At 62.0% G+C, this 23,771-nt stretch carries 31 protein-coding genes; 16 read left to right on the top strand and 15 right to left on the bottom strand.

The window, feature by feature from the left end; all coding sequences use genetic code 11:
• Positions 1-2,697, bottom strand: a complete 2,697-nt coding sequence (topA, locus tag ACODR6_RS18135; RefSeq protein ID WP_489023387.1) for a type I DNA topoisomerase — start codon at positions 2,695-2,697, stop codon at positions 1-3.
• 251 nt (positions 2,698-2,948) lie between these two features.
• Here topA and ACODR6_RS18130 point away from each other — a divergent pair, with 251 nt between their 5' ends.
• Positions 2,949-3,128 (top strand): hypothetical protein, encoded by a 180-nt coding sequence (locus ACODR6_RS18130; RefSeq protein ID WP_112720450.1) that lies wholly within the window; start codon positions 2,949-2,951, stop codon positions 3,126-3,128.
• Between the two features lie 5 nt (positions 3,129-3,133).
• On the opposite strand, the gene dprA is transcribed toward ACODR6_RS18130, so the two are convergent.
• Genes dprA through ACODR6_RS18105 form a run of 5 tightly spaced genes read right to left on the bottom strand, consistent with a single transcriptional unit; the run spans position 3,134 to position 7,417 of the window.
• Positions 3,134-4,279, bottom strand: coding sequence for a DNA-processing protein DprA (gene dprA / locus ACODR6_RS18125; RefSeq protein ID WP_489023386.1), 1,146 nt, complete (start codon positions 4,277-4,279; stop codon positions 3,134-3,136).
• Between the two features lies 1 nt (position 4,280).
• Positions 4,281-4,901, bottom strand: a complete 621-nt coding sequence (gene plsY, locus ACODR6_RS18120) for a glycerol-3-phosphate 1-O-acyltransferase PlsY (protein ID WP_489023384.1) — start codon at positions 4,899-4,901, stop codon at positions 4,281-4,283.
• A gap of 46 nt (positions 4,902-4,947) precedes the next feature.
• Positions 4,948-5,163: a hypothetical protein gene (locus ACODR6_RS18115; protein WP_489023382.1), complete on the bottom strand. Its 216-nt coding sequence runs from the start codon at positions 5,161-5,163 to the stop codon at positions 4,948-4,950.
• Between the two features lie 11 nt (positions 5,164-5,174).
• A complete protein-coding gene (locus ACODR6_RS18110) occupies positions 5,175-6,464 on the bottom strand; it encodes a dihydroorotase (RefSeq protein WP_489023380.1) in 1,290 nt (429 codons plus the stop codon).
• Complete coding sequence (locus ACODR6_RS18105; protein ID WP_489023378.1) at positions 6,461-7,417, bottom strand: aspartate carbamoyltransferase catalytic subunit; 957 nt, start codon at positions 7,415-7,417, stop codon at positions 6,461-6,463. The genes ACODR6_RS18110 and ACODR6_RS18105 overlap by 4 nt, the downstream gene beginning before the upstream one ends.
• Positions 7,418-7,595: 178 nt before the next feature.
• Here ACODR6_RS18105 and ACODR6_RS18100 point away from each other — a divergent pair, with 178 nt between their 5' ends.
• The 5 genes from ACODR6_RS18100 (at position 7,596) to ACODR6_RS18080 (ending at position 11,286) form a co-directional block, all read left to right on the top strand.
• Entirely contained in the window at positions 7,596-9,245 is a 1,650-nt protein-coding gene (locus tag ACODR6_RS18100; RefSeq protein WP_489023376.1) for an acyl-CoA dehydrogenase family protein, read from the top strand.
• A 3-nt stretch (positions 9,246-9,248) separates the two neighbouring features.
• Positions 9,249-9,866: a GNAT family N-acetyltransferase gene (locus ACODR6_RS18095; RefSeq protein ID WP_489023374.1), complete on the top strand. Its 618-nt coding sequence runs from the start codon at positions 9,249-9,251 to the stop codon at positions 9,864-9,866.
• 127 nt (positions 9,867-9,993) lie between these two features.
• A complete protein-coding gene (locus ACODR6_RS18090) occupies positions 9,994-10,647 on the top strand; it encodes a TetR/AcrR family transcriptional regulator (RefSeq protein ID WP_199628721.1) in 654 nt (217 codons plus the stop codon).
• 124 nt (positions 10,648-10,771) lie between these two features.
• Entirely contained in the window at positions 10,772-10,963 is a 192-nt protein-coding gene (locus ACODR6_RS18085) for a hypothetical protein (RefSeq protein ID WP_199628874.1), read from the top strand.
• Positions 10,960-11,286, top strand: a complete 327-nt coding sequence (locus ACODR6_RS18080) for a DUF6105 family protein (RefSeq protein ID WP_112720441.1) — start codon at positions 10,960-10,962, stop codon at positions 11,284-11,286. Before ACODR6_RS18085 ends, ACODR6_RS18080 begins: the two co-directional genes overlap by 4 nt.
• Here the strand turns inward: ACODR6_RS18080 and ruvX are convergent.
• On the bottom strand, positions 11,229-11,717 hold the full coding sequence (gene ruvX, locus ACODR6_RS18075; protein WP_489023371.1) for a Holliday junction resolvase RuvX: 489 nt from the start codon (positions 11,715-11,717) through the stop codon (positions 11,229-11,231). The genes ACODR6_RS18080 and ruvX overlap by 58 nt on opposite strands.
• Before the next feature lie 118 nt (positions 11,718-11,835).
• Here ruvX and ACODR6_RS18070 point away from each other — a divergent pair, with 118 nt between their 5' ends.
• The 4 genes from ACODR6_RS18070 (at position 11,836) to ACODR6_RS18055 (ending at position 14,882) form a co-directional block, all read left to right on the top strand.
• Positions 11,836-12,540, top strand: coding sequence for a metal-dependent hydrolase (locus tag ACODR6_RS18070; protein ID WP_489023369.1), 705 nt, complete (start codon positions 11,836-11,838; stop codon positions 12,538-12,540).
• A 69-nt stretch (positions 12,541-12,609) separates the two neighbouring features.
• Positions 12,610-12,897 carry an Asp-tRNA(Asn)/Glu-tRNA(Gln) amidotransferase subunit GatC gene (gene gatC, locus ACODR6_RS18065; RefSeq protein WP_112389713.1) on the top strand — a complete coding sequence of 96 codons (288 nt, stop codon included), beginning with the start codon at positions 12,610-12,612 and terminating at the stop codon, positions 12,895-12,897.
• Between the two features lie 54 nt (positions 12,898-12,951).
• Positions 12,952-14,433, top strand: a complete 1,482-nt coding sequence (gene gatA, locus ACODR6_RS18060; RefSeq protein WP_130282551.1) for an Asp-tRNA(Asn)/Glu-tRNA(Gln) amidotransferase subunit GatA — start codon at positions 12,952-12,954, stop codon at positions 14,431-14,433.
• A 179-nt stretch (positions 14,434-14,612) separates the two neighbouring features.
• The gene (locus tag ACODR6_RS18055) at positions 14,613-14,882 is read left to right on the top strand and encodes a hypothetical protein (RefSeq protein WP_489023366.1); all 270 of its coding nucleotides are present in this window, start codon (positions 14,613-14,615) and stop codon (positions 14,880-14,882) included.
• A 2-nt stretch (positions 14,883-14,884) separates the two neighbouring features.
• On the opposite strand, the gene ACODR6_RS18050 is transcribed toward ACODR6_RS18055, so the two are convergent.
• The 3 genes from ACODR6_RS18050 to ACODR6_RS18040 all read right to left on the bottom strand — a co-directional run bounded on the left by ACODR6_RS18050 (position 14,885) and on the right by ACODR6_RS18040 (position 15,694).
• On the bottom strand, positions 14,885-15,175 hold the full coding sequence (locus ACODR6_RS18050; protein ID WP_130282547.1) for a type II toxin-antitoxin system RelE/ParE family toxin: 291 nt from the start codon (positions 15,173-15,175) through the stop codon (positions 14,885-14,887).
• Positions 15,165-15,350, bottom strand: coding sequence for a hypothetical protein (locus ACODR6_RS18045; RefSeq protein WP_130282545.1), 186 nt, complete (start codon positions 15,348-15,350; stop codon positions 15,165-15,167). Before ACODR6_RS18045 ends, ACODR6_RS18050 begins: the two co-directional genes overlap by 11 nt.
• 86 nt (positions 15,351-15,436) lie before the next feature.
• On the bottom strand, positions 15,437-15,694 hold the full coding sequence (locus ACODR6_RS18040; RefSeq protein WP_130282543.1) for a YjhX family toxin: 258 nt from the start codon (positions 15,692-15,694) through the stop codon (positions 15,437-15,439).
• A 288-nt stretch (positions 15,695-15,982) separates the two neighbouring features.
• On the opposite strand from ACODR6_RS18040, the gene ACODR6_RS18035 reads away from it, so the two are divergent.
• Positions 15,983-16,492, top strand: coding sequence for a GNAT family N-acetyltransferase (locus ACODR6_RS18035; RefSeq protein WP_489023363.1), 510 nt, complete (start codon positions 15,983-15,985; stop codon positions 16,490-16,492).
• On the opposite strand, the gene ACODR6_RS18030 is transcribed toward ACODR6_RS18035, so the two are convergent.
• Positions 16,489-16,794 carry a DUF1294 domain-containing protein gene (locus ACODR6_RS18030; protein ID WP_489023361.1) on the bottom strand — a complete coding sequence of 102 codons (306 nt, stop codon included), beginning with the start codon at positions 16,792-16,794 and terminating at the stop codon, positions 16,489-16,491. The genes ACODR6_RS18035 and ACODR6_RS18030 overlap by 4 nt on opposite strands.
• Before the next feature lie 135 nt (positions 16,795-16,929).
• On the opposite strand from ACODR6_RS18030, the gene gatB reads away from it, so the two are divergent.
• From gatB to ACODR6_RS18005, 5 genes are all read left to right on the top strand, one after another.
• On the top strand, positions 16,930-18,435 hold the full coding sequence (gene gatB, locus ACODR6_RS18025) for an Asp-tRNA(Asn)/Glu-tRNA(Gln) amidotransferase subunit GatB (protein WP_203429050.1): 1,506 nt from the start codon (positions 16,930-16,932) through the stop codon (positions 18,433-18,435).
• Between the two features lie 50 nt (positions 18,436-18,485).
• On the top strand, positions 18,486-18,992 hold the full coding sequence (locus ACODR6_RS18020) for a GNAT family N-acetyltransferase (protein WP_489023358.1): 507 nt from the start codon (positions 18,486-18,488) through the stop codon (positions 18,990-18,992).
• A gap of 7 nt (positions 18,993-18,999) precedes the next feature.
• A complete protein-coding gene (locus ACODR6_RS18015) occupies positions 19,000-19,464 on the top strand; it encodes a GNAT family N-acetyltransferase (RefSeq protein WP_489023356.1) in 465 nt (154 codons plus the stop codon).
• 104 nt (positions 19,465-19,568) lie between these two features.
• Positions 19,569-19,964 carry an NADH:ubiquinone oxidoreductase subunit NDUFA12 gene (locus ACODR6_RS18010; RefSeq protein WP_112720428.1) on the top strand — a complete coding sequence of 132 codons (396 nt, stop codon included), beginning with the start codon at positions 19,569-19,571 and terminating at the stop codon, positions 19,962-19,964.
• A gap of 118 nt (positions 19,965-20,082) precedes the next feature.
• A complete protein-coding gene (locus ACODR6_RS18005; RefSeq protein ID WP_489023354.1) occupies positions 20,083-20,520 on the top strand; it encodes a DUF2155 domain-containing protein in 438 nt (145 codons plus the stop codon).
• Positions 20,521-20,791: 271 nt separating this feature from the next.
• Here ACODR6_RS18005 and aat read toward each other — a convergent pair whose 3' ends face one another.
• The 4 genes from aat to aroQ are packed head-to-tail and all read right to left on the bottom strand — an operon-like array spanning position 20,792 to position 23,712.
• Entirely contained in the window at positions 20,792-21,406 is a 615-nt protein-coding gene (aat, locus tag ACODR6_RS18000; RefSeq protein WP_203429048.1) for a leucyl/phenylalanyl-tRNA--protein transferase, read from the bottom strand.
• 6 nt (positions 21,407-21,412) lie between these two features.
• Positions 21,413-22,762: an acetyl-CoA carboxylase biotin carboxylase subunit gene (gene accC / locus ACODR6_RS17995; RefSeq protein WP_130282528.1), complete on the bottom strand. Its 1,350-nt coding sequence runs from the start codon at positions 22,760-22,762 to the stop codon at positions 21,413-21,415.
• Between the two features lie 10 nt (positions 22,763-22,772).
• Positions 22,773-23,252, bottom strand: a complete 480-nt coding sequence (gene accB, locus ACODR6_RS17990) for an acetyl-CoA carboxylase biotin carboxyl carrier protein (RefSeq protein WP_112720424.1) — start codon at positions 23,250-23,252, stop codon at positions 22,773-22,775.
• Positions 23,253-23,274: 22 nt separating this feature from the next.
• Positions 23,275-23,712, bottom strand: coding sequence for a type II 3-dehydroquinate dehydratase (gene aroQ, locus ACODR6_RS17985; RefSeq protein ID WP_112720423.1), 438 nt, complete (start codon positions 23,710-23,712; stop codon positions 23,275-23,277).
• Between the last annotated feature and the right edge of the window lie 59 nt (positions 23,713-23,771).

Below are 23,771 nucleotides of genomic sequence, written 5' to 3'. Positions count from 1 at the left end.
TCAGCTCTTTTTCGTTTTCGCCGGCGCCTTGGCCTTCGTCGTCTTGGCGGCAGCCTTCGGCTTTGCTGCGGCCTTGGGCTTCGCAGCAGCCTTCGGTTTGGCGGCGGTCTTGGTCGCCTTGCCTTCGGCGGCGGCCGTCTTCGCTTTGGCCTTGCCCTTCGCAGCCGGTGCCTTGCCGGCCTTGGCGGTGATCAGCTCCAGGGCTTCCTCGACGGTGATCGCCTGCGGATCCTTGCCCTTCGGCAGCGTCGCGTTGACCTTGCCCCAGTTGACGTAGGGACCGTATTTGCCGTCGCGCACGGTGATCGGTCCGCCATCGGGGTGATCGCCGAGCTCCTTCAGTGCAGCCGGTGTGCCGCGTGTACGCCCGCCCGGACCCTTGCTTGCCTTCTCAGCGATCACGGTCACGGCGCGGTTGAGACCGACCGAGAACACGTCCTCGACGGTCTCGAGATTGGCGTAGCTGCCGTCATGCAGCAGGAACGGTCCGTAGCGGCCGATGCCGGAGGAAATCATCTTGCCGGTCTCGGGATGCTTGCCGATATCGCGCGGCAGCGAGATCAGGGCCATCGCCTTTTCGTAATCGATATCCTCAGGCTTCCAGCCCTTCGGCAGCGAGGAGCGCTTGGCTTCCTTGCCGTCGCCGCGCTGGATATAGGGTCCGAAACGGCCCGAACGCAGCGTCAGCTCTTCGCCGGTGGTCGGGTCGGTGCCGAGGTTCTTCGGCTCGTTCAGCGCCGTGCCTTCGCCCTCGCCATTGTTCTCCGAGGAGAGCTGGCGGGTGTAGTTGCATTCCGGATAGTTCGAGCAGCCGACGAAGGCGCCGTACTTGCCGAGCTTCAGCGACAGGTTGCCAGTGCCGCAAACCTGGCAGATGCGCGGATCGCTGCCGTCCTCGCGCTTCGGAAACACCAGCGGCGCCAGCGATTCATTCAGCGAGTCCAGCACGTTGGTGACGCGCAGTTCCTTGGTGTCTTCGATCTGCGAGAAGAAGTCCTGCCAGAAATCGCGCAGAACCTGCTTCCAGTTCAGTTCGCCGGCAGAGATCCGGTCGAGCTTCTCTTCGAGATCGGCGGTGAAATCGTACTCGACATACTTGGTGAAGAAGCTTTCGAGGAAAGCCGTCACCAGCCGGCCCTTGGAATGCGGGATCAGCTTGCGCTTGTCGATCGTCACATATTCGCGGTCGCGAAGAGTGGCGAGCGTCGCTGCATAGGTGGACGGGCGGCCGATGCCGAGCTCTTCCATCTTCTTGATCAGCGAGGCTTCCGAATAGCGCGGCGGTGGCTCGGTGAAATGCTGTGTCGAGTTGATCTTCTGCTTCGCGAGGTTTTCGCGGGCATTGATCTCCGGCAGGCGGCCATCTTCGTCGTCGTTGTCGTCGCTCTGTTCGCCGTCTTCCTTCTGGTCCGTATAGGCAGCGATGAAGCCGTCGAAGCGGATGACGGAGCCGACGGCGCGCAGCCCGGCCTTCTGGCCACCGTTCTCGGCGGTAATCTCGGCTGTGGTGCGCTCGATTTCGGCCGATGCCATCTGGCTGGCGATGCCGCGCTTCCAGATCAGGTCGTAGAGCCGGATCTGATCGGCATCCAGATACTTGCGCACCTGGTCCGGCGATCGGTTGAAGTCGGTCGGTCGGATCGCTTCGTGGGCTTCCTGGGCGTTCTTCGCCTTGGTCGAATAGATGCGGGCCTTGTCTGGAACGTAGCGGTTGCCGAACTGGTCGAGGATGGCGGCACGTGCCGCATCGATCGCCTCGGGCGCCATCTGCACGCCGTCGGTACGCATATAGGTAATGAGACCGACGGTCTCGCCGCCGATATCGACGCCTTCATAAAGCTTCTGCGCCACCTGCATGGTGCGCGATGCCGAGAAGCCGAGCTTCGAGGATGCGGCCTGCTGCAGGGTCGAGGTTGTGAAGGGTGGTGACGGGTTGCGCTTGACGGGCTTCGCTTCGACGCTGTCGACGACATAGGAGGCGCCGTCGAGCAGGGCCTTCAGCCTGCCGGCGTCTTCGCCGTTGCCGATCGAGCGGGCCTGCAGGCGCTTGCCGTCGGCAGCCACCAGCCTGGCTTCGAATTCGTCACCGCGCGGCGTCTTCAGCAGCGCCGAGATGTTCCAGTATTCTTCCGAGATGAAGCGCTCGATCTCGGATTCACGGTCGCAGACGAGGCGCAGCGCAACCGACTGCACGCGGCCGGCCGAACGGGCGCCCGGCAGCTTGCGCCACAGAACCGGCGACAGGTTGAAGCCAACGAGATAGTCGAGAGCGCGGCGCGCCAGATAGGCGTCGACCAGCGGCACGTCGATATCGCGCGGCTCGGCCATCGCATCGAGAACGGCCTTCTTGGTAATGGCGTTGAAGACCACGCGCTTGACGGTCTTGCCGCCGAGCACCTTCTTCTTGTTGAGCATGTCGAGGACATGCCAGGAGATCGCTTCGCCTTCGCGATCAGGGTCGGTCGCCAGGAACAGGCCGTCGGAGGATTTCACCGCATCGGCAATATCCTTCATACGCTTGGCCGATGCCCCATCGACCTCCCACAGCATTTCGAAATCCTGATCGGGCAGAACCGATCCGTCCTTTGCAGGCAGATCGCGAACATGACCGAAGGAGGCGAGCACCTTGTATCCAGGACCCAGATACTTGTTGATCGTCTTTGCCTTCGCAGGCGATTCTACCAGGACTACATTCATGATGATTCTCTAAAAACTACCGCGCCCGGCGGGAGGATGAGCGCAATACTTGCCGCTTGCAGATTGCCGGTTCTCCGACATGGACAGGGAAATCGCTTCGGTCAAGGGGTTTGCTTCAATTTTACGCCTTGCAACGCGATGCAACCTGAGAGGGATTATAAACGTATTGCAATTTAAGATAATTGCGTTATCGTTTTTGAAGTGTGGTCAAGGCCCCTCCCAAGCAGCCGTCCGTCATTCAGAGACTGTCCATGTCGCCCAAGGGTTTCAACAAGAGAACCGACAGATCGGCTTCGCGCGAAAACATCGCCTTCATCCGGCAGATGCTGGCGGAGTTGCGTCAGGTTGCCGAGAAAGAGGACGCCAGCATGCTCTGCTATCTGATCGAGATGGCTTATGTCGAGGCAGGCGAGCTTCACAACCGCATGTAGTGTGCTCAGTCTCCCATCGCAAGGGAGACGGTGCCGCCGGGATGCCGGTGCAGCCGCCCGGCGATATCCAGCTCTAGGAGAACGAGATAGACGGACGCCGCCGGAAGGCCGGTATGCCGGATGATGTCGTCGATCTCGACGGGCGTCGGCCCAAGCGCATCGGCAATCCGCGCGCGATCGGAATCATCAGGTGGCGCAAGGTCGCTGCCGCTGCCCGCAGGCTCCTCGGCAACCGGTGCCGAAAACAGGTCGAGCTGCGAGAGCGGCGCCAGCGCCTCGATGACGTCCTCGGGCGAGGTGATGATCATCGCCCCGTCCTTCAATAATCCGTTGGTGCCCTGGCAGCGCGGATCGAGCGGCGAGCCGGGAACGGCAAAGACCAGCCGCCCGAATTCGGCGGCAAGGCGTGCGGTGATCAGCGATCCCGAGCGCGTCGCCGCCTCGACGACGACGAGCCCAAGCGCGATACCGGCGATCAGCCGGTTGCGGCGCGGGAAGTCACGGGCGCGGGGTTCCCAGCCGAATGGCATCTCGCTGATCGCCAGTCCGCGCCCTTCGCAGATTTCCTCCAGCAACGGCACGTTCTCGGGTGGGTAGGGCTGATCGAGGCCGCCCGCGAGTGCGGCGACGGTGCCGGTATCGAGGCTGGCGCGATGGGCGGCCGTATCGATGCCGCGCGCCAAGCCGGAGACCACGGCATATCCGGCCCGTCCGCAATCCCTGGCGATCATCGCCGCAAACTTCGCACCACTGATCGAGGCATTGCGGGAGCCGACGACGCCGACAGCCGGGCGATGGAGAACGGAGACATCGCCCTTGACCGCAATCAGCGGCGGGGCGCCATCGATCTGGCGCAGGGCCTGGGGGTAATCGGGTTCGCCGATGCCGATGAATCGGGCGCCGAAACGGCGGGCGATCTCAAGCTCGCGATGGGCTTCGTGTTCGGTTGCAATTTTGATGGCGCGCGTTGCGCCGCCGCGGGCCGAGAGCTCGGGCAGGGCGGCCAGTGCCGCCTCGGCCGAACCGAAATGATTGATGAGATCGCGGAAGGTGGCAGGGCCGACATTGTCGGAGCGGATGAGACGCAGCCAGGCGATCCGTTGCCGGTCCGAAAGCGCAATTCCCCTTGGCTTTGCGCTTTCGACGGTCATCCTATCCCTTCGCCCCGATCTTGCTTTCCGTCCCGCTGATGAGCCGGGAGATGTTGGCCTTGTGCTTGTAATAGGAGATGACCGACATGATCGCCATGACGGCTGCAACCTTTTCGGCTCCAAATATCCACAATGCAACCGGAATGACAAGCATCGCCGTCAGCGCCGCCAGCGACGAGTAACGGAAGATGAAGGCGACCGCGAGCCAGATGGCCGCGAAGACGAGGACGAAAAGCGGCGCGATGCCGAGCAGCGTGCCGATATAGGTAGCGACGCCCTTGCCGCCTTTGAAGCCGAGCCAGACCGGAAAGAGGTGCCCCAGGAAGGCGAAGAGACCGGCGATTGCGCCGGCTTCCGGGCCTGCGACATAGGCCATGATCCAGGCAGCGACCGTTGCCTTCAGCGCGTCGAGCAGCAGGGTTGCTGCAGCAAGCTTCTTGTTGCCGGTGCGCAGCACGTTGGTGGCGCCGATATTGCCGGAACCGATACTGCGAACGTCACCGAGGCCGGCCGCCCGCGTCAGGATCAGTCCGAAGGGGATCGAGCCGAGCAGGTAGCCGACGACGGCTGCCACAAGCGCCATCGGCAAGGCGATCTGCCAGTTGGTGAGTTCCGAAATCATGCCCCTCTACCTTTTCCTTCGCAGCATTGTCCCGACGCCGCTTGCCTTAGCCGTTTTCGATCATCCAGATTTCCATGCCGCCGAGCAGCGTGGCGATCAGCGTGCAGAGCGCCACGAACACCGTGCCGAGCACGATGGTCGACGAGTAACGCCGCGACGCCTGCTTCTTCGGAAGTACGGGGAAGGCGTTCTTGTGTGCCGCCGCCATATCCTTGTCGAGATTGCGCAGCTGGAAATGCCTTTCGGTTTCGTTCTGATTCATACGCGGCCTCCTCAGTCCAGCGAATGTACCTTCGTTCCACCCACGTAAGTCGCAACCGCCCGGCCCGAGAAACGGGCGTCCTCGAAAGGCGTGTTCTTCGAGCGCGACAGAAGCATGTCTTTCGCGACGAGCCAAGGCTCTTCAAGATCGATCAGCGCAATGTCGGCCTTGGCGCCGGGCTTCAGCGTTCCGGCATCGAGGCCGAAGATCTGTGCCGGACGGGTCGACATCGCATCGATCAGCCGCATCAGGCTGACCTGGCCGCTGTGATGCAGCCGAAGGGCCGCCGCCAGCATGGTTTCGAGACCGACGGCGCCGTCTGCTGCTTCGCCGAAGGGCAGGCGCTTGGTATCGACGTCCTGCGGATCGTGCGAGGAAACGATGATGTCGATCTCGCCCTTGGCGAGCGCCTCGACCATCGCCACGCGATCGTCTTCGGTGCGCAGCGGCGGGTAGAGCTTGAAGAAGGTGCGGTACTCGCCGATGTCGTTTTCGTTGAGCGCCAGATTGTTGATCGAGATGCCGCAGGTCACCTTGGCGCCGCGGCTCTTGGCAAGCTTGATCGCGTCGACCGATTCCGGTACCGAGATCATTGCCGCGTGATAGTTGCCGCGCGTCAGCTGCGCGACGCGCAGATCACGCTCCAGCGGGATAAGTTCGGCTTCTTTCGGAATGCCGCCGAGACCGAGCCAGCTGGCAAACAGCCCTTCGTTCATGACGCCGGTGGCGCCGAGATATTTGTCGCGGGTCTCGCAGGAAATGACGGCGCCGAATTCGCGCGCATAGGTCATCACCCGGCGCAGCACTTGCGTGTCATGGATGCTCGAACGGCCATCGGTAAAGGCAACCGCGCCGGCTTCCATCAGCAGGCCGATCTCGGTCATTTCCTCGCCGGCCAGATGCTTGGTGATCGCCGCTGCCGGATAGACATTGACGAGTGCCTTGTCCTTGGCGGTCTTCTTGACGAATTCGACCAGCGCGATGTCGTCGATCACGGGATCGGTATCCGGCATCATGATGATCGAGGTCACGCCACCCGCTGCCGCAGCGCGGCTGGCCGATGCGATGGTCTCGCGGTGCTCAGCACCGGGTTCGCCGATATGCACGCGCGCATCGACGAGGCCGGGGACCGCGACGAGGCCGTTGCAATCGCGCACTTCGGCGCCATCAGGCACGCCCTGGTTCTGCGCATCCTTGCCCGATGCGACGATCGCGCCGTCCTTGACGACGATGGTGCCTGTTTCATCGAGATTGCGCGATGGGTCGATGATGCGGACGTTCTTGAGGACGAGGTTGCTCATGCGCCCGCTCCTTCAGTGCGAGGACCCTGGTTCTGGGAAACAAGCAGCGTCTCCATCACCGCCATGCGCACAGCAACGCCCATTTCGACCTGTTCGGCGATCACGCTCTGCGGACCGTCGGCCACCTCGGATGCGATTTCGACGCCGCGGTTCATCGGACCCGGATGCATGACCAGCGCATCTTCCTTCGCCGCCTTCAGCGTTTCCCCATCGAGGCCGTAGAAGTGGTAATATTCACGCACCGACGGCACGAAGGCGCCGGACATGCGTTCGCGCTGCAGGCGCAGCATCATCACGACATCGGCGTCCTTCAGGCCTTCCTTCATCGAATGGAAGACCTCGACGCCCATATCGGCAATCCCGGCCGGCAACAGCGTCGCCGGAGCGACGACGCGGACCCGGGCGCCCATGGCATTCAAAAGCAGGATGTTGGAGCGCGCGACGCGCGAATGCAGCACGTCGCCGCAGATCGCCACGATGATGCGCGAGAGCTTGCCCTTGGCGCGCCGGATCGTCAGCGCGTCGAGCAGTGCCTGGGTCGGATGTTCATGCTGTCCGTCGCCGGCATTGACGACCGAGCAGGAGACCTTTTGTGCGAGGAGGGCGGCCGCACCGGCGCTCGAATGGCGGATAACCAGCACATCGGGGCGCATCGCATTCAGCGTCATCGCCGTATCGATCAGCGTCTCGCCCTTCTTTACCGAAGAGTTGCCGACCGACATGTTCATGACGTCTGCGCCGAGCCGCTTTCCGGCGAGTTCGAAGGATGCCTGCGTGCGCGTCGATGCTTCGAAGAAGAGGTTGATCTGTGTCAGCCCTCTCAGCGTCGACGTCTTCTTTTCTCTCTGACGGCTGATCTTGACGGCCTCGTCGGCCTTGTCGAGGAGATAGGTAATATCCTGCTCGGTGAGACCCTTGATGCCGATGAGGTGGCGGTGGGGAAAAAAGACCATGGACCTGCCTCTTGCTATACCGGTGGGGTCTATAATGAGTGCTGCCCGCCGCCGCAAGCTTGCGCTGTGGGCAAAGGCTTATGTCCCCATGCAATTTTGCCGCAAATCCGCTAGAGCTGAGGTTGAAATCGTCAAGTTCCGGTTTCCCTTTGTCTGGCTCATGCAATAGAAGCGACTCATGACTCCCGCTGAAGAAAAACTCGCCGAGCTGAACCAGCCAAGCCTCTGGTCAGGTATCAATGCCTACCGCTCCGATCCGCTGATCGTCGACCTGACGGCAGGGCTGCCGCGCGGCACGCGCGAAGACCTGGAAAACATGGGCCGCTACGTCACCTCTCCGGAGGCGCAGGAGCTGGCGCGCATGGCAAACCAGGGCACGCCGCAGCTGCGCACGCATGGCCCGCGCGGCGAGCGTCTGGATGTCGTCGAGTTCCATCCGGCCTGGCACGCGCTGATGCGCCGCTCGGTGTCCGTCGGTCTGCATTCCTCCGTCTGGGATCCGCAGGCCGATGCCGATGCCAAGGACCAGTCGCACAAGATCCGCGCCGCCCGTTTTTACCTGACGGCGCAGCTCGAATCCGGCCATCTCTGCCCGCTGACGATGACGAGCGCCTCGGTCGCTGCTCTCTCGGCGTCGCCCGCCGTCCAGAAGGGCTGGGCGCCGAAGATCCTGTCGCGCAAATACGATTCGTCGAACAAGCCGGCCATGCAGAAGACTGCCGTGACGATCGGCATGGGCATGACCGAGAAGCAGGGCGGCACCGACGTTCGCTCCAACAAGAGTTCGGCCGAAAAGGTTAGCGAAGGCATCTATCGTCTCTCGGGCCACAAGTGGTTCATGTCGGCGCCGATGAGCGACGCTTTCATCATGCTGGCGCAGACGAAGGAGGGCATGGGCTGCTTCCTCGTTCCGCGCCTGCTTGAAGACGGTTCCGCCAACGGCCTGCAGTTCCAGCGCTTGAAGGACAAGATCGGCAACCGTTCGAATGCTTCCTCGGAAGTCGAGTTCAACGACACGTTCGGCTTCCTGCTCGGCGGTCCCGATGCCGGCATCCGCACCATCCTCGACATGGTGACGCTGACGCGGCTCGATTGCGCGCTGGCCTCGTCGGGCATCATGCGCGCGTCGCTCGCCGAAGCCGTGCACCACACCCGCGGCCGCAGCGTCTTCGGCAAGATGCTCGTCCATCAGCCGATCATGACCCGCGTGCTCGCCGACATGGCGCTTGACGTCGCTGCTGCAACGGCGCTGTCGTTCCGTCTTGCCGATGCCTTCGACAAGGCCCGCAACAATGCCGAAGAGGCGGCCTACGCCCGTGTCATGACGCCGGTTGCCAAATACTGGTGCTGCAAGATCGCGCCGGCGCTGATCTATGAGGCGATGGAGTGCATCGGCGGCAGCGGCTACATCGAGGAACGCCCGATCGCCCGTCATTACAGAGAGGCCCCGGTCAACGCGATCTGGGAAGGCTCCGGCAATGTCATGGCGCTCGATCTGCTGCGGGTTCTCTCGCGCGGCAAGGATCTGTTCGAGACTGTTTTCGCCGGTCTTGCCCGCGATCTCGGTCCGGCCGGCAAGAAGACCATCGACGTGCTGCGCGCCGCCATGGCGCTCTGCGAGCGCGACGAGGGCGCTGCCCGCCTGCTGATCGAGCAGCTGGCACTCGCTGCCGGTGCCGCCGAGCTCTACCGTCTCGGTGCCGGACGCATCGCCGATGCCTTCATCGAAACCCGTCTTGCCGGCGGCTGGCGCGCCACCTACGGCATGCTCGATGCCCGTTTCGATGCCAGCTACATCGTCGATCTTCTCTACCCGCCGGCCAGCTGACGCATGAGCGAAATCCGCAAGGCCCGTCTCGGCGATCTCGACCAGATCTACGCCATCTCTTTGCTGACAGGCGATGCAGGCAAGGATGCCACCCGTCTTTACGAAGACGGCCAGCTGATCGGCCACATTTACTCGGCGCCCTACATCGTGCTGAGCCTCGAGACCTCATTCGTCGTTGAGGATGACGAAGGCGTCGCCGGCTATATCGTCGGCCCCCATGATACGGCGGCTTTCGAAGCGAGACTCGAGCGTGAATGGTGGCCGGCCCTGCGCGCCCGCTATGAGGAGCCGCAAGGCGATCCCGCGGGCTGGAATGCCGACGAACGCCGCATCCACACGATCCATCATCCCGAAGCCGCTTTCGCACCGAGGGTGGCGGCCTTTCCCGCCCATATCCACATGAACCTGCTGCCGCGCCTGCAGGGGCAGGGGCTCGGCACCAGGCTTCTCGATCTCTGGATATCGACGGCGCGCGAGGCCGGGGTGAAGGGCGTCTATCTCGGCGCCAACGCCGAGAATGTCAGCGGCCAGCGCTTCTGGGCTTCCCGCGGCTTCGAACGCCTGGCGCCGCCGCTGGTGGCACCCGCAGACCGCTCCGTCTGGTTCGGCCAATATCTCTAGGTGTCTCCGCAAGGAGACATCTGTGGAACGCGCCGTCTATCCACAAGCTTTCAAGGGCTTGAACGTTGCCGGGCCGGAAGGCCGTTGTTACTCACCTTGTAGTGACACGAACGGAATCGGCCTCGATATGCTGAACGACACCATGGTTTTGGCGCCCGTCGCCCCCGGCGAACCGGAAAAGCGCATCCGCGACCGCAGCGCCACCGAGAAGGCGATCTTGAACGCCGCCAAGGCACTGCTCGCCGAGGAAGGCTTCCAGAATTTCGGCATCAATGCCGTGGCCCGCCGCGCCGGTTGCGACAAACAGCTGATCTATCGCTATTACGGCGGCCTCAACGGTCTGGTCGAGGCGATCGGCGCCGATCTCGGCACCTGGGTCAAGGACCGTATCCCGGAAGATACCGGCGGCATGTTCCTGCTGACCTATGGTGACCTGATGGAGCGGCTGTCGCTGCTCTTCCTTGAGGCGCTGCGCGACGATCCGCTGATGCGCCGCATCGTTGCCTGGGAAGTCTCCGAAAATACCGAGCAAGTGAGGCGGCTCTCCGAGGCGCGCTCCAAGGCGCTGTCGGTATGGCTGGACCGCATGCGCGGCTCGCTGACGCCGCCGAAAGGTGTCGATACCGCTGCCGTCAACGCGATCCTCTTTGCCGCGATCCAGCATCTGGTGCTCTCGGCCGCTGCCGGCGGCCAATGCGCCGGGCTGCCGCTGAAGAATGCCAAGGACTGGGAAAAGGCGGCGCTGGCCGTCAAGCGCATCGTCCGCGGCGTCTACGGCTGATCGCCCCTCCGGTCATCCACAGGCCCCCGCCCGGCCGTTAACCTTAATAAATGGTTTACGTTGCGCCGTCGGCGTTAAGGCGACAGGGTACCGGCAGTTAAATTCTTAGCTGTCAGGACCCATGATGGGAACCAGAGCCGCCAAAGCTGCGTTGCTTGTCGCCGCGATGATGTTTTTCGCGGTGCTCGCCCTCGATATCACCGTCCCGGCGGTCGTCCTGAGCGTCATGGCATTGTCGACCTGGGTTGTCGGTCTCGAAAGTCCGGCCGCCTGGCGTTATAGAAACACCTGGCGTCACCGAGGGGAGGCCGCATGAAGTGGTTCCTGATCTTCTGGTTGGGCCCGATCGTTTTCCTGAGCGGCTGGTACTGGCTTTCCTATTACGACATCAATTTCGGCATCTTCATGCTGAGCCGTCAGGTTCATGACCTGACATTTGAGGTCTATGGCAAGATCCTCGGCGTTCCGCCGGAGACCATTCCGCCGCTCGTCGCCCGCGCCATCGCCGTCGATAGCCTCGTCGTTATTGCCATCATCGCCTTCCGCCGCCGCAAGAAGATCGCGGCCTGGTGGGCAGCGCGTCAGTCGTCGAAATCGGCCGATCTCGAAAGCGCCGACAGCCTGTCCAGAGCGCCCTGAAGAATGAAGCTCGCCGCGGCGGAATCGATCCGCTCGGCCCGCTTGGCGCGCGACACATCCATCTCAAGCAAGACCCGTTCGGCCGCCACCGTCGAAAGCCGCTCGTCCCAATAGACGAAGGGCAGGGCGGTTTTCTGTTCCATGTTGCGCACGAAGGCGCGCGTCGCCTGAACGCGGGGACCGGCAGAGCCGTCCATATTCATCGGCAGTCCGATGACGAAACCGGCGACCTTTTCCTTCTCCGCGAAAGCCAGCAGCGCCTCGGCGTCGAGCGTGAACTTTTCGCGCTTCAGCACCGGCCGGGGTGTGGCGAAGCGGCGGCCGAGATCGGACATCGCAAGGCCGATCGTCTTGGTGCCGAGATCGAGGCCCGCGATCGCCTGTCCGGGCTGCAGGGCGGCAGCCATCTCCTCGATCGTCATCACTGTCATCGGCGTTTCATCCCGTCAAAACAAATTGAAGCCTGCGGCGCTTTTCTTTGCGGCCATATCGGCTATGTCCATAACAAGCGAAATCCGCTTTTGCATCTGATAATAAGGGACCCATTTCATGAAGATCACCTGGCTCGGTCATTCCGCCTTCCGCATCGAAACCGGCAAGGCAACCATCCTCCTTGACCCCTTCCTGACCTATAACTCTTCCTTCGAGGGACAGGACATCAAGGATGTATCGGCGGGCGTCACCCATATTCTCCTCACCCACGGCCATGGCGACCATGTCGGCGACACCATTGCACTTGCCAAGGAAACCGGCGCCACCGTCCTCGCTAATGCCGATCTCGGCTCCTGGCTTGCCGCCAAGGGCGTCTCGAAGATCGAAATGGGCAATACCGGCGGCACGATTTCGCTCGGCAGCTTCTCGGCGACCTTTACGAATGCGCTGCATTCCTCCGCACAGGTCACCGAAGACGGCATCGCCCACGCGCTCGGCAACGCAAACGGCCTGATGCTGCATTTCGACGACGAAGCCTCGATCCTTGCCATGGGCGACACCGATATCTTCTCCGACATGGCGCTGATCAACGAGCTGCACCAGCCCGATATCGGCCTCGTTCCCGTCGGCGACCGCTTCACCATGGGCGGTGCTGTGGCGGCTCTCGCCTGCCAGCGCTACTTCAACTTCAAGACCGCGATCCCCTGCCATTACGGCACCTTCCCGATCATCGACCAGACCGCCGACAAGTTCGTCTCCGGCATGGAAGGTTCGAAGACCGAAGTGAAGGCAATCAAGCCTTCCGAGAGCGTGGCGATCTAACGAAAGCCCGTTGCACAAGGCGGACATGGTCTTTATAGCGGGTGGGAAATTTCCCTTTCGGAGTATGCCATGTCCGTCGATCTTGCCACCGTTAAGCGCGTTGCGCGCCTTGCCCGCATAGCCGTCTCCGAAGACGAGGCAAATCGCATGGTGGGCGAGCTCAATGGCATTCTCGGCTTCGTCGAACAGCTCTCCGAAGTGAATGTCGAAGGCGTCGAGGCGATGACCTCCGTTACGCCGATGGCGATGAAGAAGCGGACCGACCAGGTGACCGACGGCAACAAGGCCGACGACGTCGTCGCCAACGCCCCCGTCACCGACCACAATTTCTTCCTGGTGCCGAAAGTCGTCGAATAAGCGCTGCCGCTTTTTCCGACACCCGTTACCAACAGAGATATCCGAGTAGAGACCATGAGCGAACTCACCAGCCTGACCATTGCCGAAGCCCGCGAGAAGCTGCGCGCCAGAGAGATCACCGCGACCGAACTCACCGAAGCCTATATCTCGGCGATCGACGCGGCCAATGGCCAGCTGAACGCCTATATCAAGACCACCCCCGATCTCGCCCGCGTCATGGCGAAGAAGTCGGATGAGCGTATCGCTGCCGGCAAGGCTGGTGATCTCGAAGGTATTCCGCTCGGCATCAAGGATCTGTTCGCCACCGTCGGCGTCCACACCCAGGCCTGCAGCCACATTCTCGACGGCTTCGAGCCGCGCTACGAATCGACCGTCACCCAGAACCTCTGGGACGATGGCGCCGTCATGCTCGGCAAGCTGAACATGGACGAATTCGCCATGGGCTCGTCGAACGAGACCTCGCACTACGGCGCGGTCATCAACCCCTGGCGCGCCTCCGGCTCCAACCAGCAGCTCGTTCCGGGCGGTTCGTCTGGCGGTTCGGCCGCTGCCGTTGCGGCCCATCTCTGCGCCGGCGCTACCGCGACCGATACCGGCGGTTCGATCCGCCAGCCCGCAGCCTTCACCGGCACCGTCGGCATCAAGCCGACCTATGGCCGCTGCTCGCGCTGGGGCACCGTGGCCTTCGCATCCTCGCTCGACCAGGCGGGCCCGATCGCCCGCGACGTGCGCGATGCCGCAATCCTCCTGAAGTCGATGGCATCAGTCGATGCCAAGGACACGACTTCGGTCGATCTGCCGGTTCCGGATTATGAAGCCGCACTCGGCAAATCGCTGAAGGGCATGAAGATCGGTATCCCGAACGAATACCGCGTCGATGGCATGCCGGAGGAGATCGAAACCCTCTGGCAGCAGGGTATCGCCTGGCTGAAGGATGCTGGCGCCGAGATCGTCAACATCTCGCTGCCGCACACGAAATACGCCCTTCCGGCCTATTACATCGTGGCTCCCGCCGAAGCGTCCTCGAACCTTGCCCGTTACGACGGCGTTCGCTACGGCCTGCGCGTGGATGGCAAGGACATTGCCGACATGTACGAGAAGACCCGCGCCGCGGGCTTCGGCAAGGAAGTCAAGCGCCGCATCATGATCGGCACCTACGTTCTTTCGGCCGGTTACTACGACGCTTACTACATCAAGGCCCAGAAGGTCCGTACGCTGATCAAGCGCGACTTCGAAATCGCTTTCGATGCCGGTGTCGACGCCATCCTGACGCCCGCCACCCCGTCCTCGGCCTTCGGCGTCGCCGACGAAAATCTGGCTGCCGATCCTGTTGCCATGTACCTGAACGACATCTTCACGGTGACTGTCAACATGGCAGGTCTCCCGGGCATCGCCGTTCCCGCCGGTCTCGACCACAAGGGCCTGCCCCTCGGTCTCCAGCTGATCGGCAAGCCCTTCGACGAGGAAACCCTCTTCAAGACCGCGCATGTCATCGAACAGGCTGCCGGCAAGTTCTCGCCTGCCAAGTGGTGGTAAGCGGACTGACAATTCGGAAGATGACCGTCGCCGACCACATCGTGGTCGGCGAAGTCAATTCTACTGCCGGAGTGTCGAGGGAGAGGTGGAGTTTTCCGATGCCGGCGCGAGCCTCGGAATAGACCTTGAAAAGGTGAACCTCGAAATGCATCTGGGGTAGGCAACGCTGGGAGGTGGCCATGTCCAAAGCTGATCTTGAAAATCTGATCGAAGCCCTCGACCGCCTCGCGGCCGCCGGTTTCGTCATGGGCGCGGAATGGACCGCCGTTCACAATATCTGCCAGGCGCACGAAGGGCAGCGCCCCTTCGACTGGGGCCACGCCCTTTGCCACCGCATCGAAGGCGACGACTGGAACGCCGATTATTGGTACCGCCGCGCTGGACGCTCTCGTGGAGCTGGGACGCTCGCTGAGGAATGGGTGGCGATGAAGGCTGAGCTATCGGCCTGACTTCAATCCCGCTGCGGCGGATAAAGCTTGCGTTGGTGGACGATGGTCAGGATATCGAGATCGACGGCCGAGATGATGCGATAGACGATCGTATAGGGCAGTCCGGAAATTGCGAATTCTCGCGTGCCGTTGATGCTGCCCTCCCGGCCGAGCAGAGGGAAATTCTCGAATATCTCGATGACTTGCCGGATGCGCGAGAGAATCCTATCGGCGGCACTCGGGTCGAATTCCCTGATATAGCTATGAATTTCGCTGAGGTCGGCGATGGCCTGTGGCGTGAAACTAACGTTCAAACCCGAAACGCTCCCAGACCTTTTTTGCCGGGACCATTGAGGAGCGATCATCCGCCTGCTTCAGTGCGGCTCGGATCTTCTTTTCCTTCCACGCATCATAGCCCGCGTCGGCAGCCGCAGTGGGCTGCACTTCGGTCAGGTCTTCGACAGGGATGGTGTCTCGCAGATCGCTCATAACACTAAGATAGCGCGAAGAAGGTTTTGCGCCAACCCTGTCGATTTAGAGGTGGGCCAGCTCATCAGCGAGCTGACCCACAATCGTCACCTGTTATCCTGCTCCGCCCGCACCAGCACCAACCCCCGCTCGGTGATCCGGTAGGGCTTGCCGCCCTGTGAGCGGATCGCCCGTTTCTGCTTGAGCTTGCGGAAGGTGAGGATGTCGAGGCCGGAGAAGACCCAGCCTTCTCTCGTGAAGAGTTGCAGCTTCTCGATCGTGCGGTTTTCGCCGCGGGTGAGTTCGATCCTGCCGCCCTGGGCGAGCAGGTGCAGGATGCGCTGTTCGGCGCGTGAAATGTCCATTGTTGTGTTGATCCGGTCGCAGCGCTCGAAAGCGCAAAAAAACGATCCGTCGTTCAAGGCGAACGGCGGGGCTTCGTTTTTTTCTGGCCCATGCGCGCAAAGAGATTTGCGGGCAGGGCCCTTAGCGGGTCTCAGACGAATTCAACATAAGGTTTGCTAACCCACGCACAGGTTGCCGTCAAGCGCGCCGGATTCGCCACGGGCCTGCGAAAACGGTGCGCAAGCCGCGCAAACCGATGGAAAAGCTGGCGATTCGGTGTTCTACTTTGATCATTGAACGGGGGTTCCATGATCCACATTCGCAATGCCCGCGAGGGCGAGGCGGACCTTTTGAGTGAGATCGGCCTCAGAGCCTGGCAAAAGGCGATGGCGGCCATGGGCGAGACGGACGCGCTGCTCGATGCCGCGCGCAGTGCCTTTTCGAACTTCACCCATAACAGCTGGCTGACGATCACGGTTGCCGAGCTCAACGGCCAGATTGTCGGCTGGGGCGCGCGGGAAAAGTTCGACGAGACGATCTCGGATTTCTGGATCGACCCTTCCTTCACCCGTCAGGGCGTCGGCGCCGCGCTGCTTTCGCGGATCGAGACCGATATCGCCGATCAGGGTTTTTCCAGCGCCGGCATGCAGACGCATTCGGGAAACAACGAGGCGATCAATTTCTTCCAGAAGCATGGCTATTCCATCCACTGGCTGTCGATCGTCTATAATCCGAAGCTCGGCCGCGACGTCCCCTCGGTCGGCTTGACCAAGCCGCTGGAAAGCGCCGGCGACGGCACCTATGGGCCGGACTTCTAGGCGAGCCCCAATTGGCGTGCGGTGAAAAACGCAACAGCGCCGCCAATCAGCACGACATGAAGTGCGGCGATTCCCATGAGAAGCGTGCGGAACGGCTCCTTCTGCGTCTTGTGACGCAGCAGACGCTGTGCGGTGATGGCGCCCGGGCTGCCGGCGAATAATGCAAGCATCAGCAAGGTCCGCTCGCTGACGCGCCGATGTCCCAGCCGCGCGGCGCGCTTGTCGATGAAATAGGTGGCGAAGACGAAGAAATTGTAGCCGAGAAGCAGGGCGGCGAGTTGAAGCAGATGAGAGGCGATCATGGATCCATGCTAGCGCGCCGCTGTTAACAGCCCGAAAACGGGAGCCGATAGCTCAAGCGCGCCGAAAGCCTTGCACCCGCAAGCCATTTCCTTTACCTCACCAGATGAAAAGAACAGCCTTCCAAAGAGCATCAAATGACCCTTGTCGACGTTCGCACGCCTGATCCGAAACGCTTCATTCCCGGCGCCACTGGCGATTGGGAAGTCATCATCGGCATGGAAGTCCATGCGCAGGTGCTGTCGAATTCGAAGCTTTTCTCCGGCGCTTCGACCGAATTCGGCAAGCCGCAGAATTCCAACGTCTCGCTCGTCGATGCGGCCATGCCCGGCATGCTGCCCGTCATCAACGAGGAATGCGTCAAGCAGGCTGTGCGCACCGGTCTCGGCCTGAAGGCGCAGATCAACAAGCGCTCGCTGTTCGACCGCAAGAACTATTTCTATCCCGACCTGCCGCAGGGCTATCAGATCTCGCAGTTCAAGGATCCGATCGTCGGTGAGGGCCAGATCGTCATCTCTCTCGGTCCTGATCGCCAGGGCCAGTTCGAGGATATCGAGATCGGCATCGAACGCCTGCATCTGGAACAGGACGCCGGCAAGTCACTGCACGACCAGCATGCGACCATGTCCTATGTCGACCTGAACCGGTCGGGCGTAGCCCTGATGGAAATCGTCTCGAAGCCCGACATGCGCTCGTCCGATGAGGCCAAGGCCTATATGACGAAGCTGCGCTCGATCGTCCGCTACCTCGGCACCTGCGACGGCAACATGGACGAGGGGTCGATGCGCGCCGACGTCAACGTCTCCGTGCGCCGCCCGGGCGAAGGTTTCGGCACGCGCTGCGAAATCAAGAACGTCAACTCGATCCGCTTTATCGGCCAGGCGATCGAATACGAAGCACGCCGCCAGATCGGCATTCTCGAAGACGGCGGCAGCATCGATCAGGAAACCCGCCTCTTCGACCCGAACAAGGGCGAGACGCGCTCCATGCGCTCCAAGGAAGATGCGCATGACTATCGCTACTTCCCCGATCCGGACCTGCTGCCGCTCGAATTCGACGACGCCTTCATCAAGGCGCTCGAGGCCGATCTGCCGGAGCTGCCTGATGACAAGAAGGAGCGCTTCGTGCGCGAACTCGGCCTGTCGATCTATGACGCCTCGGTTCTGGTTTCGGAAAAGGCGATTGCCGATTATTTCGAAGCCGTTGCCGCTGGCCGCGATGGCAAGATGGCTGCCAACTGGGTCATCAACGACCTGCTCGGCGCCTTGAACAAACTCGGCAAAGACATTGAATCGACTCCGGTTTCCCCGGCCCAGCTCGGCGGCATCATCGACCTGATCAAGGCCGAGACCATCTCCGGCAAGATCGCCAAGGACCTCTTCGAGATCATTCTCAACGAAGGCGGCGACCCGGCCGAGATCGTCGAAAGCCGCGGCATGAAGCAGGTGACCGACACCGGCGCCATTGAAAAGGCTGTCGACGAGATCATCGCCGCCAACCCGGATCAGGTCGCCAAGGTTCTGGCAAAGCCGACACTGGCCGGCTGGTTCGTCGGTCAGGTCATGAAGGCAACCGGCGGCAAGGCCAATCCGCAGGCCGTCCAGGCGCTGGTCAAGGCCAAGCTCGGCATCGTCGAGGAATAACCTCGGCAGGCGGCAGCACCGCGCTGCCGCCGCGCCACAGGAAAGCGACAATGGTCTATTTCGTCCGCACCGCCGGTGAGCGTGATCTGGAGCAGGTCCGCACTCTCCTGGTCGAGAGTTTTCACGCCGCCTACGATCGCTTCTATGGCGAGCCGAAGGTCAACGAACTCATCGCCCATCTGTTCTCTTCGGCAGCCCTGAAAGAGCGGCTGGCGAAGAAGAGTGCCGAGTTCGTCGTTGCCGATAGCGGCAAGGATATCGGCGGCGTCGGCTATGCCGTGATGTCCACGGATATGGCGAAGACCGCAGTGCTGCATCTCCTCTACGTTCGCCCGGCGCTGCAGCGGCAGGGCATCGGCCGCGACATGTTCGCCGAGCTCGAAACCTGCTTCCCCGACGCCGAGATCATGCGCCTCGAGGTGGAGCCGAAGAACGCCGAAGCGATCAGCTTCTACACCAGGCTCGGCTTCGCCGAAGTCGGCCGCAACGAGAATGTCGGTCCCGGCCAGTCGGGCATCGCCACGCTCGTGCTCGAAAAGCATCTCCCCACCCATTGAGAGCCTCATGACCGGCCAGCTCATCATCCGTGAAGCCCGGGAAGCCGACCTTGCCGCCTTGATCGCGCTGTTTGCCGCCGACGATATCGGCGGCCATGGCGATACGACTGACGAGGCTGCCTTTCCCGACTATTTGCGGGCCTTCTCCGCGATTGCCGCGTCATCGGATCAGACGCTCTATGTTGCCGAACTGTCCGGCGAAGTTGCCGGCACGTTTCAGATATCGATAGCGACAACGCTGACCGGCCGCGGCGCCTCCTTCATGATCATCGAAGCGGTGCAGACGCGCGATGATTTGCGCGGGCAGGGCATCGGCAGGCAGATGATCGAGTTCTGCATCGCAGAGGCAAAAAGCCGCGGTTTCTCCCGCGTTCAGCTGATCTCCAATGGCAAGCGCAAGGATGCACACCGCTTCTACGAGCGCCTGGGCTTTGAGCCGTCGCATCTCGGCTTCAAGATGGCCCTGAAATGAGCCTTTGCCGATCTGGAATCACTGGACAATCAGGTCTTCCGGCGGCATAAGCGAGTGAACGAATTCCAGTCCCGCTTGACCTCCCTCAAGCACAAGGAACAGACATGAAGAACTTCCTGCTGCACATTTTCACCTGGTGGAACCACTACACGCTGGGAACACTGTTTGCGCTTCGCGGCTTCAAGCGTGTTGGCGAAGATGAGCTTGGCAATGTCTATTACGAAGGCGGCCTGTCTTCCTACGGTCTGCCGAAGCGTTGGGTGATCTACAGCGGCTATGCCGAAGCCTCCGCCATCCCTCCGGGCTGGCACGGCTGGATGCATCATCGCACCGATACCCCGCCGTCCAAGGAAAACTACGCGGCCAAGGAATGGGAAAAGGCGCACCGCGCCAACCCGACCGGTTCGCCGCAGGCTTACCGTCCGCCGGGTTCGCTGGCCGCAACCGGCGAGCGTCCGCGCGTCACCGGCGACTACGACGCCTGGACGCCGGGCAACTGAGTTTCTCGACCGTGAAGCGGGCCATCCGGCCCCGCTTTTGGCCACAATTGACCTTTACCCGCAGGTTGGCCGCAGAAGCTGCGGCCATTGTCTTGAGATGCGGTGGAGACGGGTAGATATGCAGCTTTTCACGCGGAACCATGTCCTGCGTGCCGCCGGGATCGCCCTGGCGCTTGGCTCCTCTTTCCTGCCGCAGGCGGCGTCCGCCGCGCGCATCGAAAACTCTGTCGCCGTCTTCTCCGGCCTCGACAAGATCACCGGCCGCATCACCACCTTCGACGTCTATGTCAACGAGACCGTCCAGTTCGGCGCCCTGCAGGTGACGCCGAAGGCCTGCTATTCGCGCGACCAGTCGGAAGCGCAGAAGATCGACGGTTTCGTCGAGGTCGACGAGATCACCCTCGACCGCAAGATCCGCCGCATCTTCACCGGCTGGATGTTTGCCGACAGCCCGGGTCTGAATGCCGTCGAGCATCCGATCTATGACGTCTGGCTGAAGGACTGCAAGGCGCAGTCCGACGTGCCGGCGCCAGATGGCGCGGCAAAGGCCAAGTGAATTTCTGATTGGTTTGGTGTCGTGCCCCCGGTGGCCGACCCTCGTCCTTCGAGGCCCTTCGGGCACCTCAGGATGAGGGCGGAGCATATGCCGTCGTGGGAAGCTGCATTCAAGATAGAGAAGCCCTCACCCTGAGGTGGGAGCAAAGCGACCCTCGAAGGGCGAGGGCGGGCGCACCAACCGCAACCCCACGATAAGCGCAACGACCCAAGAGGGCCCTCATCCTGAGGTGCCCAAAGGGCCTTGAAGGAGGAGGGCGGGCGCTCTGTCCCTAAAACTGCAGATGAGGCGAATCCATCGCCGCATCAAGCATCACGGCATACTCTTCCTTCGGAACATCAATCGCCCCGAACGTCTTCAGATGCTCGGTAGTAAACTGCGTGTCGAGCAGCTTGAATTCCTTCTCCCGCAGCCGCTCGACCAGATGCACGAGGCAGATCTTCGAGGCATCGGTGCGTCGCGAGAACATGCTCTCGCCGAAGAAGGCCGCTCCCAGCGAAACGCCATAGAGGCCGCCGACCAGCTCGTCGCCGTCCCAGGCCTCGACCGAATGCGCATGGCCGATGCGATGGAGCGTCGAATAGAGCTGCCGGATGGTGCCGTTGATCCAGGTGCTCGGCCGCCCGGACGTTTCCTCGGCGCAGGCCGAGATCACCGCGTCGAAATCCGAATTGAAGCGGATGTCGAACGGCTTTCGGCGAATGGTCTTCGCCAGGCTTTTCGAAATGTGGAAGTCGTCCAGCGGGATCACCCCGCGAAGCTCCGGCTCGACCCAGAAGATTTCCGGGTCGTCAGCCGATTCGGCCATCGGGAAGAGGCCGATGGAGTAGGCGCGCAGGAGGATCTCCGGGGTAATACCTGGGGACTTCCTGCGCGACCCTGCCATTCCGGATCAGGCCGGTTTGGTGCTGGCCAGATATTGCTCCAGCCAGTGAATGTCGTAGTCGCCATTCGCGATGTCCTGGTTGGAAACCAGGTCCTGGAACAGCGGCAGCGTGGTCTTGATGCCGTCGACGACGAATTCGTCCAGCGCGCGGCGTAGGCGCATCATGCATTCGACGCGGGTGCGGCCGTGCACGATGAGCTTGCCGATGAGGCTGTCGTAATAGGGCGGGATCTTGTAGCCCTGATACGCGCCGCTATCGATGCGCACGCCGAGACCGCCGGGCGCATGGAAATGCGTGATCGTGCCGGGCGAGGGCACGAAGGTGCGCGCGTCCTCGGCATTGATGCGGCATTCGATGGCATGGCCTTCGAAGGTGATCTGGTCCTGCGTAACCGAGAGACCGCCGCCGGAGGCAACGCGGATCTGCTCATGCACGAGGTCGATACCGGTGATCGCTTCGGTGACCGGATGCTCGACCTGAAGACGGGTGTTCATTTCGATGAAATAGAACTCGCCGTTCTCGTAGAGGAACTCGATCGTACCGGCGCCGCGGTACTTCAGCTTCTTCATGGCGTCGGCGCAGACCTGGCCGATCTTCATGCGCTGCTCGACGTTGAGGGCGGGAGAATTGGCTTCTTCCCAGACCTTCTGGTGACGGCGCTGCAGCGAGCAGTCGCGCTCACCGAGATGGATCGCATTGCCTTCGCCATCGCCGAACACCTGAACTTCGATGTGTCGCGGCTTGCCGAGATACTTTTCCATGTAGACGGCTTCGTTGCCGAAAGCGGCAGCAGCTTCGGTACGGGCCGTCGACCATGCCTCGATCAGGTCGGCTTCGGACTTGGCAACCTTCATGCCGCGTCCACCGCCGCCGGCGGTTGCCTTGATCAGGACGGGATAACCGATTTCGGCGGCCGTCTTCAGCGCATCTTCTTCGGTCTTCACTTCGCCGTCGGAGCCCGGAACAACGGGGATGCCGAGTTCCTGCGCCGTCGTCTTGGCGGTGATCTTGTCGCCCATGATGCGGATATGCTCCGCCGTCGGGCCGATGAAGGTGATGCCGTGGGCTTCGAGGATTTCCGCAAACTTGGCGTTCTCGGAGAGGAAGCCGTAGCCCGGGTGAACCGCGTCGGCGCCGGTGATTTCGCAGGCGGCAACGATCTGATGAATGTTCAGATAGCTGTCACGCGAAGGCGGCGGGCCGATGCAGACGCTCTCGTCGGCGAGGCGCACATGCATGGCGTCGGCATCTGCCGTGGAGTGAACCACGACGCAGGGAATGCCGAGCTCTTTGCAGGCGCGCAAGACGCGCAGCGCAATTTCACCGCGGTTTGCAATGAGGATTTTGGAGACCATGACGCCCGCCTTATTCGATGACGACCAGGGCCTGGCCGTATTCGACGGGGCTTCCGTCCTCGACGAGGATTTCCGTGACCTTGCCCGACTTCGGCGACGGGATCTGGTTCATGGTCTTCATCGCTTCGATGATGAGCAGCGTCTGGCCCTCCTTGACGGTCGAGCCGACTTCGATGAAGGCGCGCGCGCCCGGAGCCGGTGCCATATAGGCAGTGCCGACCATCGGAGCGCTGACCGTGTTGGCCGGGTTGCGCGCCGGAGCGGCTGCTGCGGCCGGTGCCGCGGCAGCGGCGGGTGCTGCAGCTGCCGGAGCAGCAGCGTAAGCCGGAGCCGCCATCGGCGCCTGGACGTACTGCATGTTGCCGCCGCGCGAAACGCGGATGCGCAGATCGTCCTGCTCGACTTCGATTTCCGTCAGGTCCGTGTCGTTGAGGATGTTCGCGAGGTCACGGATCAGTGCCTGGTCGATACCGGATTTCTTTTCAGCCATGAGTGTTTGCCCTGTCTTCTTCTTATGCCGTGAGGTTCTTCAGCGCCTGGAGCGCCAGAATGTAGCTGTGGGGGCCGAAGCCGGCGATTACACCCTTGCAGGCAGGGGCAATCATCGACTTGTGCCTGAATTCTTCGCGTGCATGCACGTTCGAGATATGGAGCTCGATCACCGGAATGGAAATAGCCTTGATCGCATCATGCAGTGCAATGGATGTATGCGTGTAGGCGCCGGCATTGATGGCAACGCCTGCCGCCTTGTCGTTGGCTTCATGGAACCAGTCGATCAGCGTGCCTTCGTGGTTGCTCTGGCGGAAGTCGATCTCGAAACCGAGTTCCTTGCCCGCAGCCCGGCAATCCGCCTCGATGTCCTGAAGCGTCTTGCCACCGTAGATGCCGGGTTCTCTTTTGCCCAGCATGTTCAGGTTTGGCCCGTTCAGGACGAAAATCGTTTGCGTCATCGAGTGTTCCATTGAATGCACGAGGGCAACCTATAGACTCCCCATGGCCTTAATGAAAG

The sequence above is a fragment of the Rhizobium sp. FG96 genome (assembly GCF_057808655.1).
The sequence above is the reverse complement of the archived record's forward strand: the minus strand, read 5'-3'. Positions and strand labels throughout refer to the sequence as shown.